General features: G+C 61.0%; 13 protein-coding genes and 1 riboswitch. All 13 genes read right to left on the bottom strand.

All coding sequences use genetic code 11. The features are described 5' to 3' along the window. Nucleotides 1-32 precede the first annotated feature (32 nt). The 13 genes from FE781_RS15625 to lysA all read right to left on the bottom strand — a co-directional run bounded on the left by FE781_RS15625 (nucleotide 33) and on the right by lysA (nucleotide 12,325). Nucleotides 33-626 (bottom strand): nucleoside recognition domain-containing protein, encoded by a 594-nt coding sequence (locus FE781_RS15625; protein WP_138790552.1) that lies wholly within the window; start codon nucleotides 624-626, stop codon nucleotides 33-35. Beyond that, the gene (locus FE781_RS15620) at nucleotides 620-1,846 is read right to left on the bottom strand and encodes a D-alanyl-D-alanine carboxypeptidase family protein (RefSeq protein ID WP_138790551.1); all 1,227 of its coding nucleotides are present in this window, start codon (nucleotides 1,844-1,846) and stop codon (nucleotides 620-622) included. The genes FE781_RS15625 and FE781_RS15620 overlap by 7 nt, the downstream gene beginning before the upstream one ends. A 261-nt stretch (nucleotides 1,847-2,107) precedes the next feature. Then, entirely contained in the window at nucleotides 2,108-3,373 is a 1,266-nt protein-coding gene (locus FE781_RS15615) for an MFS transporter (RefSeq protein WP_138790550.1), read from the bottom strand. Nucleotides 3,374-3,553: 180 nt separating this feature from the next. Continuing rightward, a complete protein-coding gene (gene ytfJ / locus FE781_RS15610; RefSeq protein ID WP_138790549.1) occupies nucleotides 3,554-4,021 on the bottom strand; it encodes a GerW family sporulation protein in 468 nt (155 codons plus the stop codon). 95 nt (nucleotides 4,022-4,116) lie between these two features. Beyond that, nucleotides 4,117-4,833 carry a DUF2953 domain-containing protein gene (locus FE781_RS15605; protein WP_138790548.1) on the bottom strand — a complete coding sequence of 239 codons (717 nt, stop codon included), beginning with the start codon at nucleotides 4,831-4,833 and terminating at the stop codon, nucleotides 4,117-4,119. Nucleotides 4,834-4,946: 113 nt separating this feature from the next. Further along, nucleotides 4,947-5,558 carry an SMC-Scp complex subunit ScpB gene (gene scpB, locus FE781_RS15600; protein ID WP_138790566.1) on the bottom strand — a complete coding sequence of 204 codons (612 nt, stop codon included), beginning with the start codon at nucleotides 5,556-5,558 and terminating at the stop codon, nucleotides 4,947-4,949. Continuing rightward, nucleotides 5,527-6,321 (bottom strand): segregation and condensation protein A, encoded by a 795-nt coding sequence (locus FE781_RS15595; RefSeq protein ID WP_138790547.1) that lies wholly within the window; start codon nucleotides 6,319-6,321, stop codon nucleotides 5,527-5,529. The genes scpB and FE781_RS15595 overlap by 32 nt, the downstream gene beginning before the upstream one ends. A 4-nt stretch (nucleotides 6,322-6,325) precedes the next feature. Beyond that, a complete protein-coding gene (gene ribH, locus FE781_RS15590; protein ID WP_138790565.1) occupies nucleotides 6,326-6,793 on the bottom strand; it encodes a 6,7-dimethyl-8-ribityllumazine synthase in 468 nt (155 codons plus the stop codon). Nucleotides 6,794-6,798: 5 nt separating this feature from the next. Next, the gene (locus tag FE781_RS15585; protein WP_138790546.1) at nucleotides 6,799-8,058 is read right to left on the bottom strand and encodes a bifunctional 3,4-dihydroxy-2-butanone-4-phosphate synthase/GTP cyclohydrolase II; all 1,260 of its coding nucleotides are present in this window, start codon (nucleotides 8,056-8,058) and stop codon (nucleotides 6,799-6,801) included. Between the two features lie 72 nt (nucleotides 8,059-8,130). Beyond that, a complete protein-coding gene (locus FE781_RS15580; protein WP_138790545.1) occupies nucleotides 8,131-8,805 on the bottom strand; it encodes a riboflavin synthase in 675 nt (224 codons plus the stop codon). Continuing rightward, nucleotides 8,786-10,006: a bifunctional diaminohydroxyphosphoribosylaminopyrimidine deaminase/5-amino-6-(5-phosphoribosylamino)uracil reductase RibD gene (gene ribD / locus FE781_RS15575; protein ID WP_138790544.1), complete on the bottom strand. Its 1,221-nt coding sequence runs from the start codon at nucleotides 10,004-10,006 to the stop codon at nucleotides 8,786-8,788. Before ribD ends, FE781_RS15580 begins: the two co-directional genes overlap by 20 nt. Nucleotides 10,007-10,340: 334 nt before the next feature. Further along, a riboswitch (FMN riboswitch) is annotated at nucleotides 10,341-10,538 on the bottom strand. Between the two features lie 27 nt (nucleotides 10,539-10,565). After that, complete coding sequence (locus FE781_RS15570) at nucleotides 10,566-10,994, bottom strand: peptidylprolyl isomerase (RefSeq protein WP_138790543.1); 429 nt, start codon at nucleotides 10,992-10,994, stop codon at nucleotides 10,566-10,568. Further along, nucleotides 10,991-12,325: a diaminopimelate decarboxylase gene (gene lysA / locus FE781_RS15565; RefSeq protein ID WP_138790542.1), complete on the bottom strand. Its 1,335-nt coding sequence runs from the start codon at nucleotides 12,323-12,325 to the stop codon at nucleotides 10,991-10,993. The genes FE781_RS15570 and lysA overlap by 4 nt, the downstream gene beginning before the upstream one ends. Nucleotides 12,326-12,543: the final 218 nt, after the last annotated feature.

Here is a 12,543-nt window from a genome sequence, read left to right as displayed (position 1 = left end):
AGCTTGCGTCTCCCCTCGCGGTTCGATATGCGTTAAGCGCCGGACGACCGGCTGTGCCTCCGTCTGAACCAGGCATCGAGCAGGATGGCGAATGCGGTCGAGACGATCGTCGCCAGCAGCGTCGTGCCGACGATATCGGTCGGATTGGCGGCACCGAAGTTCATCCGGACCGCGATGACGGTCGTCGGGATCAGCGTGATGCTTGCCGTATTGATCGCGAGCAGCGTGCACATGGCCGCGCTCGCTTTCTCTTTGTCGGGATTGAGCTTTTGCAGCTCCTGCATCGCCTTGATGCCCATAGGCGTCGCGGCGTTGCCCAAACCGAGTATATTGGCGCTCATGTTCGACATGATATAACCCAGCGCGGGATGGCCCGCCGGCACGGACGGAAACAGCCTGCGGACGACCGGACCAATCGCCCGGGTCAAGATGCGAAGCAGCCCGCCGTCTTCCGCGATCCGCATCATGCCGAGCCAGAAGGTCAGCACGCTGATCAAGCCGAAGCTTACGGTGACGCCTGTCTTGGCCCCTTCGAACACCGCCTGCGTCACGTCGTCCATCCGGCCGTTTATCGCCGCGAAGACGATCCCCGACAAGATCAGGAACAGCCACACCCAGTTCACCATGCGCTCTCGCCCCCCTCCCCGGTTAACAATATCCGCAGCACGCCTCGCAGCCGCGCCGTCCATGCCGACCAGCCCGTCAATTCGGCCGCGGTATCGCCGCTTCGATACGCCGTCTGCGCGTACCGCTCGGTCTGCTTCAACTGCGGGCTGCCCGGGGCGTACAACGGCACGGCCCCGACCGTCTGACCGTCGAACAGGATTTTCATGACGCCCCTCTCCCCCAGCCGGTAAGAAGCCGAACGCGTGTCGATCGGAACGAGCTGCGTGGACAGTTTGGCGGATTCGCCGGCCGAGAGCGGATAATAGAAGGTGCGTCCCGCTTCCCACGTCTCCCCTCCGGGCGCGGATTCGACCGCCGTACCTTTCGCGATGACTGTCGTGAGCGGGTAGTTCTCGAAGCCGTAATCGAGCAGCCGGCGGTGATCGAGCCAGTCGTCGCTGTCATTCAGCGTGACGACGGCCAACTGCCTCCCCCCTCGCGTGGCCGATGAGACGAGACAGCGGTGAGCCAGCTTCGTGTAGCCGGTTTTGACTCCGTCCGCCCCTTCGTACAAGGACAGCATCCGGTTTTTGTTATGCCAGAGGCGGTCCCAGGGTTCGTCCGGATTCGGCACGCGCGCGACTTTCGTCTTGACGATCTCCCGAAAGGTCGGATTGCGAAGGGCGTATGCGGTTAAGACCGCCATATCGTTAGGCGAGGAATAATGGCCCTCCTCGTCCAGCCCGTGGGGGTTGCGGAACTGCGTGTTGGCGAGTCCGAGTTGTTCCGCCTTCTGATTCATCAGCAGCACGAACCCTTCCAGCGACCCGCCCACATGCTCCGCGATCGCCACGGCCGCGTCGTTGCCCGACCGCAGCATCAGCCCGTACAGCATATGCTCCAGACTCATCTCCTCCCCCAGCTTGAGGAAGATGGACGAACCTTCTTTTCCGAAAGCGGACGCCCCTACCTTGACCCGGTCGGACAGCCGCCCGTTCTCGATGGCGACAATCGCCGTCATGATCTTCGTCAGGCTGGCGATGCGCATCCGCTTGTCTCCTTGCTTGCTGTACAGCAGCCGTCCCGAAGCGACGTCGATCAGAGCGGCGCCTTCGGCTTGGGTCGAGATGCGCGGCGGCTCCGGAGCGGCATGGGCGAGCGGAGGCAAGAACGCGGCCGCAAGGGCAAGAGACAGCAGCAACGCGACGATGGCTATCGGATACGGACGTGTTCGATTCATGGCGACCTCCCATAAGAGAGAAGTTGGCGGCCTCCGTCGCCCGGAAGCGGCATTCCGCGGCAAGACGGCGGCTGGTTCGGGGCGCGGCAGCTGGCGCCGGCGGATTGCATGCGGGACGGCAGAGCCTGTACCCGCGTTCTTGTCCATGTATATGCGTCCCCCGGACAGGTTATTCGGGGTTTGCGTCGCGCCGGCGCAAAGAGGCCGGAACCGCCCTGTCGCGGCCCCGGCCTCCTCCCCTTATTCTACGATCGTCGCCCATCAAGCATGGGCGGCCGACGCCTCGCGCTCCCCTTTGGCCAAGTCTACCTTCATCAGCAGGAATATGCCCGAGACGAAAAAAGCGAGCAGCGCGAGAATGCCCAACCGGCTCGATCCGGTCCACAAGCCGACGAGCGAGAAGACCGCCGGACCCAGCACCGCCGAGAACCGGCTCGATACCGTCAGGAAGCCGAACCATTCCGCGGAACGGTCGGCAGGAACGAGCCGGCTGAAAATCGACCTGGACAATGCCTGGCTGCCTCCCTGGACGAATCCGACCATAACCGCCAGCGCATAAAAATGAAGGGCGCTCGTCATAAAATACCCGAGGCCGACGATCACGACATAGACGCTCAGCGACAAATAAAGCCCTTTTTTGGCGCCGATCCGCTTGGCAAGCCCTCCGAAGGCGTAAGTGAAGGGAATGCCGACGAATTGCGTAATGAGAAGCGCCGCGATCAGATGGGACGTCCCGATGCCGATCTCGCTTCCGTAGATTGTCGCCATCGAGATGATGGTGCTGATGCCGTCGTTGTACAGCCAGAACGCGAGCATGTATTTGAGCAGCTCCGGATATCGCCGCAGCGACCTGAGCGATTGCGCGATTCTCGACCAGCCCGCTCTCGTATAAGCGCCGAGCCTCAGCCCTCTTACTCCCGACTTATCCCGAATCGTCAGGAACATCGGCATCGCAAAGGCGAGATACCAGACCGCGACGGTAATAAAAACGGCCTGCGTCGCTTGCGTCTTGCCGGCGAATCCGAACCACTCGTACTTCTCGATCATCAGCAGATTGACGGCGAGCAGCAATCCCCCGCCGATATATCCGCCCGCGTACCCCCGCGCGGACAGTTGGTCCCGCTCGCCCGGCGCCGCCAGATCGGTCAGCAGCGAATCGTAGAAGCCGTTGCCCCCCATATATCCGACGGAACCGATCAAATAGATGACGGATGCCAACAGATAATCGCCTTGACCGACAAAAGCCATCAGCCCCGAACCTAATATGCCCAGCAAAGCGAACGCTTTCAAAAATCGCGCTTTCATGCCCGAATAATCCGCTATCGCTCCCAGCAGCGGCGACAATACAGCGACAATGAAGGTCGCGGCCGACTGCGTCAGCCCCCAATACGAGGTCGCTTTCTGAGGATTGATTCCGTAAGCGGCGACGCTGCTGTAATAAACCGGCAGCACCGCGGCCATCATCGTTGTGGCGAAGGCTGAATTCGCCCAGTCGTACAGAACCCACGCCCGGCGTTCCCGCTTCATCCGGCACCCTCCCGATCGTTAGTGGCCGCCCCGTCTCTTTGCGCGGCCTTACGTACCATTATCCGGGAACGGGAAGGTTTTGCCAATTAAAATCTGCGTAAACTTGTTGAAAGCGCAAAAAACAAGGCCGTCTCTCCGGCTGGACGGCCCGCCTGCGGAAACGGCCTCTTGAAATATCGTTCACACCCGATGGAACTCGCGGGAGCCCCGGTCCGCTTCCAGATCCGGGATCTCGATGGGCGGGGCTTCGGACGCCCCGTCGTTCTCGTCCTTGCGGAACATCTCCTGAATGCGGTCGATGGCCTTCGGCACGGAGTCGATTATTTTTTCGTACAAGTGCGTCTGATTGTCCAAAGACACGACTTTTACCCCGTTTTGCCCTACGACGAGAAACGCGATGGGCGTAATCGACACGCCTCCGCCGCTGCCTCCGCCGAACGGATGCCGGCCTTCGCCCGCGCCGTTCCCTTCGGATTCCACCTGGAATTCGCTTCCTCCCGCCGCGAAGCCGAAGCCTACCTTCGATACCGGCAAAATAACGCCGTCCGGCGTGTTGACCGGATCGCCTATGATCGTATTGACATCCGTCATTTCGCGGATGTTTTCCATGGCGGTCTTCATCAGACCTTGTATGGGATGCTCGGACATGGTTAACCTCCTTGTCAGCCTGTATGGCATACGTACCTTAGGTTCCCCCTCCCTTCCTTTTTTCATGTGGGGCTTCACGATAATCGTCCCTCCGTCTAAGCGGTCGGCTCCGGACGGGCTTGTCCTTCCGTCTGCCAGTTCCGGATGTTCTTAAGCATCTCCCGGTTGGTCACCGCAAACCGGTACCATACCCATATAAAGCGCCAAGCCGGCATCCACAGCATCGCGGACAGCCTGGAGTCGAACGTTCGCCGCTCATAATCCGGCGAGACCGCAACGGTCGGGACGGAATCGAGCGTCATCCAACGCGTCACGATCCCCAGCAGGGTGTACAGGCTGCCGGAGATCGCGCCGGCGGCGGTCGCCGTGAGCGCCGCGTCGCCCAGCCCGATATTCACGTCCCAATGCAGGCGGGCGCAATGCAGGTGCTTGGCGGACTTTCGCAGAAAATCGAGAAAGTTCCGCATATGCTTCAGCATCAGCCTGGCTTTCCTCGCATATTGAACGAGATCGTCCTGCGTTACCGCCTTCTTGCGGCGACGGATCTTGCGCATCCGCTTCAGCCGCCTAAAGCCGCCCTTGGAGCCTTTGACGCTGCCGGATTCCACGACGATTCTTCCCATCTGAAGCCGGGCGGAGGTCAGCTCCGCCTTCCAGAGGAACAGTCCGTACAACCCCGTGATTTTAACGGAGGCGTAATCGTATTCGCCGTGCCGTTTCGCCAAAATTTCGAATTGGAACCGGCTCGCCAGCAGCAATCCCGCGAGGAGCAGCACACCTCCCGAGACTGCCGCCCAAATCATCAGGGACATACCGCCCACTCCCCAGCCATAAAAAAACTCCGATGCCCGCGGCCGGTCTTCAGACCAGCCGCTGCCGTCGGAGTTAGCTTTTCTCGAATGCAGACCATAAATGCAAGATGAGGTCAGATCGGCGGCAAATCGTCGATCGTCAACTGTTTGGCGTCCTGGAGCTTCTGGAACAGCAGACGGGTCTCCTCCTCCAGATCGGTCTCGCTGACCGTCAAGCTTTCGACCGCGGGCAGATCTTCCAAGCTTTTCAGGCCGAAATAATCGAGGAACATCTTGGTCGTTCCGTACAGAATCGGCCTTCCGACCGCGTCGGCCCGTCCGACTTCTTCAACCAGTTGCTTGGCCACAAGCGTCTGAATCGCGCGGTCGGAGCTGACGCCCCGGATCGTTTCAATCTCGACGCGCGTAATGGGCTGCCTGTACGCAATGATCGACAGCGTCTCGATCGCCGCCTGCGACAAGTTCGACCGCGTCGGCGAGTAGGCGAGCCGCTGCAAATACGGCGCGTGGTCGGGATTGCTCGTCATCCGGAACGCGCCGGCAATCTCGGCGATCCGTACGCCGCGATCCTGCTCCTCCAGCTCCCGCTTCAGCTCGGTGACGGCTTCCCGGACCAGCATCGTGTCCGTCTCCAGCACTTCCGCAAGCTGCTTCGCCTCCAGCCCTTCATCGCCCGCCACGAACAAAAGCCCCTCAATAATCGACTTCATCTGCTTGAATGTCAAGGTCATTCCCGGTCCAACCTTCCTCCCTGCCCTGGATCACGATATCGTCAAACCGCCCGTGCTGGTAGCACACGATCACCCTGCGTTTCATCAGCTCCAGGATGGCGAGAAACGTGACGACGATCTCTTCGCGGGACGCCTTCTCGTCGATCAGCCGCGAGAACATCACCGTCCGGTCCTCACGCCCGCGCAGCAGCCGGACGATCTCGGCGATGCGGTCCTTGACCGATATTTCGTCCCGGCGGATGGTCGCAATCGATTGCCGCGCGGCCTGGCGCTTCAGCGCTTTTTGAAACGCCAGCAGCAGATCGGCGACGTGCAGCCCCTTCACCGGATTCTCCTGAACCTGGGGCGCGTACGGCGTCAGATCCGCCGGCTCCCGGGAATACACGAGACTGCGGCTGTATTCCTTGTCCCGGAGCTGCTCGGCCGCTTGCTTGTATTTCCGGTATTCGAGCAGTTGCCGGACAAGCTCGGCCCGCGGGTCCTCTTCCTCGGTCTCGAAGTCTTCCCATTCCGGCTCGATCGGCGGCGGCTTCGGCAGCAGCATTTTGCTCTTGATCGACAGCAAGGTCGCCGCCATCACGAGGAATTCCGTCGTGACCTCAAGCTCCAGCTCCTGCATCTGGGCGACATACTCCAGATATTGATCCGTGATCGTGCTCACCGGTATGTCATAGATGTCGATTTCCGCTTTTTCGATGAGATGCAGCAGGAGGTCCAGCGGCCCTTCGAATGTTTCGAGCTTGTACAGGACCTTCATCGGATTACTGGCCGAGCTGCTTCGTCAGGTTCGCCATCTCGATCGCCGCGGTCGCCGCTTCCCAGCCTTTGTTGCCGGCTTTGGTTCCCGCGCGCTCCACGGCTTGCTCGATGGAATCGGTCGTCAGTACGCCGAAGATCGTCGGCACGCCCGTCTTCAGGGCGATCGCCGCGACGCCTTTGGCCGCTTCGTTGCAGACGTAGTCGAAATGCGGTGTCGATCCGCGGATCACCGCGCCGAGCGTCACCACCGCGTCGTAACGGCCGCTCTCGGCCATTTTCTGCGCGATCAGCGGAATTTCGAAAGCGCCCGGAACCCACGCGATGTCGATGTCGTCCTCGGACGCGCCGTGCCGCTTGAACGCGTCCAGCGCGCCGGACAGCAGCTTGCCCGTGATGAACTCGTTGAACCGCCCAACGACGATGCCGTATTTTAACCCTTGCGAGACGAGATGGCCTTCATACTGTTTCATGTCGATCATCCTTTCGATTCGTTATGGATTTCGGCCGCAACCGGCTGCTCCTGCAGGTCCGGGAACTGCAGCATATGGCCGAGCTTCAGCTTTTTCGTCCGCAAATACTTGCGGTTGTCCTCATGCTCCTCCATCTGCAGCGGCACCCTCTCGACGACCTCGAGTCCGTAACCCTCCAGCGCGACGATTTTGCGGGGATTGTTGGTCAAGATCCGCAGCTTGCGCACGCCGATATCCTTCAAGATTTGCGCGCCGATGCCGTAATTGCGCAGGTCGGGAGCGAAACCCAACTTGATATTCGCTTCCACGGTGTCCAATCCCTGCTCCTGAAGCGCGTAGGCGCGAAGCTTGTTGATCAATCCGATGCCGCGGCCTTCCTGCCTTAAATACAATAACACGCCGCTGCCCGCTTCGTCGATCTGTTTCAGCGCCGCCGCCAATTGCGGACCGCAATCGCACCGGTGAGAGTGGAACACGTCGCCGGTGAGGCATTCCGAGTGCACGCGCACCAACGTCGGCTTGTCGGGGTCGATCTCGCCTTTGACGAGGGCGACATGCTCCTTGAAGTCGATCTCGTTCGAATAGCCGATGGCCGTAAACGTGCCGAAATCCGTCGGCAGACGCGTCTCGACTTCCCGCTTGACCAGCTTTTCCTTCGCGCTGCGGAACGCGATCAGGTCGCGGATCGAGATCACCTTCAGCCCGTGCCGGCGGGCGAACGCCATCAGGTCCGGCAGACGCGCCATCGTGCCGTCTTCCTTGATGACTTCGCAGATCACCGCCGCCGGGTAAGAGCCGCACATGCGAGCCAAGTCAACGGCCGCCTCCGTATGTCCCGCGCGGCGCAACACGCCGCCTTTGCGCGCGATCAGCGGGAAAATATGGCCGGGGCGGCGGAATTGCGACGCTTTCGCTTCCGGATCGATCAGCGCCCGGATCGTCATCGCCCGCTCGTGGGCGGAGATGCCCGTCGTCGTCGATACGTGATCGACCGAGACGGTGAACGCCGTACCGTGGTAATCCGTATTGTGATTCACCATCGGCGGCAAGTCGAGCTCCTCGGCCCGCTCCTCGGTGATCGGCACGCAGACGAGCCCGCGGCCTTCCTTGATCATGAAGTTGATCACGTCCGGCGTCGCTTTGTCCGCCAGGGCGATCAAATCGCCTTCGTTCTCGCGGTCCTCGTCGTCGACGACGATGATGAGCTTGCCTTGCTTCAAGTCCTCGATGGCTTCTTCGATCCCGTTCAGCTTCATGTCGCTCATGTCGTTTCCCTCCTGCTGCCGCCTCTCTCGTCGAGTCGAGCTGCTTGGTTTATTTTTCGTTCCGCGGATGGGTCAAAATCCGTGTTCGGCCAGAAACTCGGCGGTCAAGCGCGAACCTTTGCCGGCGTCCCGGCCGCCCGGCAAGCCTCCGTCCGACCGGTAGGCAAGCAGCTTTTCGATGTATCGGCCGAGAATATCCGTCTCGATATTGACGGTATCGCCCGGCTTTTTATATCGGAGAGCCGTCTGGGCCAGCGTATGGGGGATGATCGAGACGGTGAACGTGTCTTCCCCGGCCCTGACGACCGTCAGACTGATGCCGTCAAGCGTCACGGAGCCGCGGTCCACAATGTATCGCATGGCCGACTTGGGCTCCACCCTCAGCTCGAAGACGACCGCGTTCGCCTCGGGCGTCCGCGAGACGATGGTGCCGACCGCGTCGACATGGCCCTGCACGATATGGCCGCCGAACCGCTTGTCCGCCTTCATCGCCCGCTCCAGGTTAACCGGGCTGCCGGGCGTCAGCTTGCTCAGATTTGTCTGCCGATACGTCTCCGGCATGACGTCTACAGTGAACGAGGAAGCGTCGTACCCGACGACGGTCAGACAAACGCCGTTGACGGAAATGCTGTCGCCCAGCGACACATCTTCCAGCACAAGCCGGGCATTCAGCGTCAGCACCATGGCTTCCCCTTGCCTGCTGACCGCACGCAGCGTCCCGACTTCTTCAACCAATCCCGTGAACATCTGAAATCTCCTCCTTGGCAGCCGGCGTCACCGGGGTTTCTCTCTTGCCTGCCGATCCGTCCGATGACGGCTCGCCCCAGCCGTCCGGATAAACCGGATAACCGGTCACGCACAGATCGTCTCCGTACGTCGTCACGGACAATCGCTCCAGCTTAAGCGCGTCCTTCATCCGCTCGACGCCCGCCCAATTAAACGCGGGGGGCGCCTTCTCCCCGCCTACAAGCTTCGGAGCGATAAAGAGGACGACGCGGTCCACGAGGCCGGCCTCCAGCATCGCGCCGTTCAGACGGCCGCCCCCTTCGAGCAGGACGGAAGAAATCTCCCGTTCGGCAAGCATCCGCATCGCCAGACGCAGGTCTACTTGCGGTCCGTCGCCGCAGCGCATCACTTCGACGCCGTAAGCGTTCAGCCGGCGAATGCCCTCCAGCGACGCCTGCTTGGTCGTCAGCACGATCGTCTTCGCCTCGCCGTCCCGAACGACCCGGGAATCAAGGGGAATGCGCAGCTTCGAGTCGGCGACGATCCGAACCGGATGAAGGGCGGGCACATCCAGCCTCGTCGTAAGCTGCGGATCGTCGGCGATAATCGTATCGACCCCGACCATAATCGCCTGATGGCGATGCCGGAGCGTATGGACGTATTTCCGCGATTCGCCGTTCGAAATCCATTTGCTGTCCCCGGTTTTGGTGGCGATGCGCCCGTCGAGCGTGCAGGCGGTTTTCAGCGTCACGAACGGCATGCCGTGAACGATGTATTTGAAGAACCTCTCGTTGAGCCGCTTCGCTTCTTCCTCCAGCAGCCCGACTTCGACCTCGATGCCGTGCGCCCTCAGCCGCTCCACGCCGGTTCCCGCGACCAGCGGATTCGGATCGAGGCAGGCCACGACGACCTTCTTCACCTTCTCGGCGATCAGCCTGTCGCAGCAAGGCGGGGTACGGCCGAAGTGGCTGCACGGCTCCAGCGTCACGTATACCGTGCTGCCCGCCGCTTCGGAACCCGCCATCAGCAGAGCGTGCACTTCGGCGTGATGATGGCCCCGCTGGAGATGGGCCCCCATGCCGACGATGCGCCCTCCCTTGACGATGACGCAGCCGACAACCGGGTTGGAAGCGGTCTGTCCGGCTGCCGATTCCGCAAGCTGGAGTGCAAGTCTCATATACGATTCGCCGTTTAATTCAGGAGGCCGTTCGGTGATCGTCATCGGCCTCACCGCCTTTCCGCGAGATTGAGGATAACAACAGAAGCCCCTTTAACTGTCCGCGTTACCGCGAACAAATAAAGGGGCCTGAAGGGATGCCAAACGAACGCCCGAATGCGGGCGTTCCGAATCCGGTGCCGCGTGTCGAAATCGCCAGTCTGTTCGCATGCGGACATCTCCGCAGGGTACCATACGCGCCGGCGGCGCGCCGATCCCGATCCCGGCATATCCCAACCAAGCAAGCGCCACGTCAAGCCGTGAGCGCCCTTCGGATATGTGAAAAAAAGCACGAACGAGTACAAGAAAACGAAACTCGCCGACACCAGAAACGATATCCGTTAGCCTTCTCCCATCCAGACTGTCACTGTCGGTTCCGGAATCGCACCGGATCAGCCGCGCGCCCGCGGACGGCTCCCGAATCGAGAGGGAAGCTGTCCGCGGCGGCGAGCGGGTCGCGGACTCGTGACGCGGCCGCCTTCAGCGCGCCGCGTCCATCACCGCCGGTTGGGAATTGCACCCGGCCCCGAAGGCAAACGGACGTATGCAATTGGACTTGCGGGAATTACACCTCGTAAACTTCCACCGATTCCATCCGGTCGTGGCCTTTGAACGCGTCGACATGCTCCATGCCTTTGACCACTTTGCCGAACACGGTGTGATGGCCGTCCAGATGAGGCTGCGGCTGATAGCAGATGTAGAACTGGCTGCCGCCGGTGTTGCGTCCGGCGTGGGCCATCGCAAGCGTGCCGCGCTCATGCTTGTTCGGGTTGATCTCGCAGTTGATCGTATAACCCGGACCGCCCGTTCCGTTGCCTCTCGGGCAGCCGCCCTGGGCGACGAACCCCGGGATGACCCGGTGGAACGTCAAGCCGTTATAGAAACCGGAATTGGCCAGCTTCTCGAAGTTCGCCACCGTATTCGGGGCGTCTTGGTCGAACAGGTCGAGGATGATCTCTGCTCCGTTTGCCATCTTGATTTTCGCTTGTTTCATGCCTGATGGACCTCCTTCTTGCGCAGCCGCTCCGGGATGACATCGTTGCCGGCGACATCCTCGTACGTCTCGCGCTTTACCACCAGATCGGCCTGTCCGTCCCGGACGAACACGACCGCCGGCCGGCGTATGCGGTTATAGTTGCTTGCCATCGAATAGTTGTAGGCTCCCGTGCAGGACACGGCCAGCAGGTCGCCAGCGTTGGGCGACGGCAAGGGCAAATCCCAGATCAGCATATCGCCGCTCTCGCAGCATTTGCCCGCGATCGAGACGACTTCCGAAGCCTCTTCGTTCGCCCGGTTGGCGAGCATCGCTTCGTAGACCGCGTCATACAGGGCCGGACGCGGATTGTCCGTCATGCCGCCGTCCACGGAGACGTATTTGCGCACGCCGGGAATATCCTTGATCGAACCGACCGTATACAGCGTCGTGCCGGCGTCGCCGACGATGCTGCGCCCCGGCTCGATCCAGATCTGCGGCAGCGGGTACGAGCGCTTGGTGAATTGCTCCCGCACCGCATCCGTGATCGCGCGCACGTACGTGCCGGCCGGCAGCGGCTTGTCGCCTTCCACGTACCGGATGCCGAAGCCGCCTCCGAGATTGATGACGGAGAAGACGAGACCGAGCCGGTCGCGGACGTCGGCGGCGAACGAAGCGACCTTGTCGGCGGCGAGCCGGAAGCCTTCGACCTCGAAAATTTGCGAGCCGATATGCGAGTGAACGCCCAGCACTTCGATCGAGCTCAAGCCGGCGGCTTCCTCGATCACCGCCATCGCCGCCCCGTTGCCGATATCGAAGCCGAACTTCGAATCCGTCTGTCCGGTCGAGATATATTCGTGCGTATGAGCGGACACGCCGGGCGTCAGGCGGAACAGCGCCTTCACCTTGACGCCGCGGGATTCCGCGATGGCGTTCACGAGCCGAAGCTCGGTGAAGTTGTCGATGACGAAGCAGCCGATCTTGGCGTCGATCGCCATCTCGATTTCTTCGGGCGTCTTGTTGTTGCCGTGGAAGTGAATGCGCTCCGGCGGGAATCCCGCGCGCAGCGCCGTATACAACTCGCCGTCGGAGACGACGTCGAGCGACAGTCCTTCTTCGTCCGCGATCCGGCACATCGCCATCGTGCAGAACGCCTTCGAGGCGTATGCAACCTGAAACTCGAAGCCCGATCCACGGAACGCATCGACGTATTCGCGGCAGCGGCGGCGAATCAGCTCCTCGTCGTAGACATAGAGCGGCGTGCCGAACCGCTCCGCCAACGCGAGCGTATCGCACCCCCCGATTTCGAGCCGGCCGAATTCGTTAATTCTGCTCGTTCCGTGCAGATACATGTGGTCATTTCCCCCTAGCCGACTAGCTCCAAAAACATTACTACTAAGTTATCACATCCGTCCCGAGATGACAACAATGTCAAAAGCCCGGTGTTGTTGTTCCGTGATAATGTCACGGTGTAACTGTTCTGAGATAATGTCACTATGGGACAGGAGTTTATGACATTGACCAGAGCAGAACTGAAGAAGGTACTTGTAGTGGAGAAGATTCTGGATGG

The sequence above is a fragment of the Paenibacillus thermoaerophilus genome, from assembly GCF_005938195.1.
GTDB classification, from domain to species: domain Bacteria; phylum Bacillota; class Bacilli; order Paenibacillales; family Reconciliibacillaceae; genus Paenibacillus_W; species Paenibacillus_W thermoaerophilus.
The sequence above is the reverse complement of the archived record's forward strand: the minus strand, read 5'-3'. Positions and strand labels throughout refer to the sequence as shown.

Excerpts from the sequence above, each read along its gene's own strand:
- FE781_RS15625 (WP_138790552.1), bottom strand. The coding sequence starts at position 626 with ATGGTGAACTGGGTGTGGCTGTTCCTGATCTTGTCGGGGATCGTCTTC.
- FE781_RS15620 (WP_138790551.1), bottom strand. The coding sequence starts at position 1,846 with ATGAATCGAACACGTCCGTATCCGATAGCCATCGTCGCGTTGCTGCTG.
- FE781_RS15615 (WP_138790550.1), bottom strand. The coding sequence starts at position 3,373 with ATGAAGCGGGAACGCCGGGCGTGGGTTCTGTACGACTGGGCGAATTCA.
- ytfJ (WP_138790549.1), bottom strand. The coding sequence starts at position 4,021 with ATGTCCGAGCATCCCATACAAGGTCTGATGAAGACCGCCATGGAAAAC.
- FE781_RS15605 (WP_138790548.1), bottom strand. The coding sequence starts at position 4,833 with ATGTCCCTGATGATTTGGGCGGCAGTCTCGGGAGGTGTGCTGCTCCTC.
- FE781_RS15595 (WP_138790547.1), bottom strand. The coding sequence starts at position 6,321 with ATGAAGGTCCTGTACAAGCTCGAAACATTCGAAGGGCCGCTGGACCTC.
- ribH (WP_138790565.1), bottom strand. The coding sequence starts at position 6,793 with ATGAAACAGTATGAAGGCCATCTCGTCTCGCAAGGGTTAAAATACGGC.
- FE781_RS15585 (WP_138790546.1), bottom strand. The coding sequence starts at position 8,058 with ATGAGCGACATGAAGCTGAACGGGATCGAAGAAGCCATCGAGGACTTG.
- FE781_RS15580 (WP_138790545.1), bottom strand. The coding sequence starts at position 8,805 with ATGTTCACGGGATTGGTTGAAGAAGTCGGGACGCTGCGTGCGGTCAGC.
- ribD (WP_138790544.1), bottom strand. The coding sequence starts at position 10,006 with ATGACGATCACCGAACGGCCTCCTGAATTAAACGGCGAATCGTATATG.
- FE781_RS15570 (WP_138790543.1), bottom strand. The coding sequence starts at position 10,994 with ATGAAACAAGCGAAAATCAAGATGGCAAACGGAGCAGAGATCATCCTC.
- lysA (WP_138790542.1), bottom strand. The coding sequence starts at position 12,325 with ATGTATCTGCACGGAACGAGCAGAATTAACGAATTCGGCCGGCTCGAA.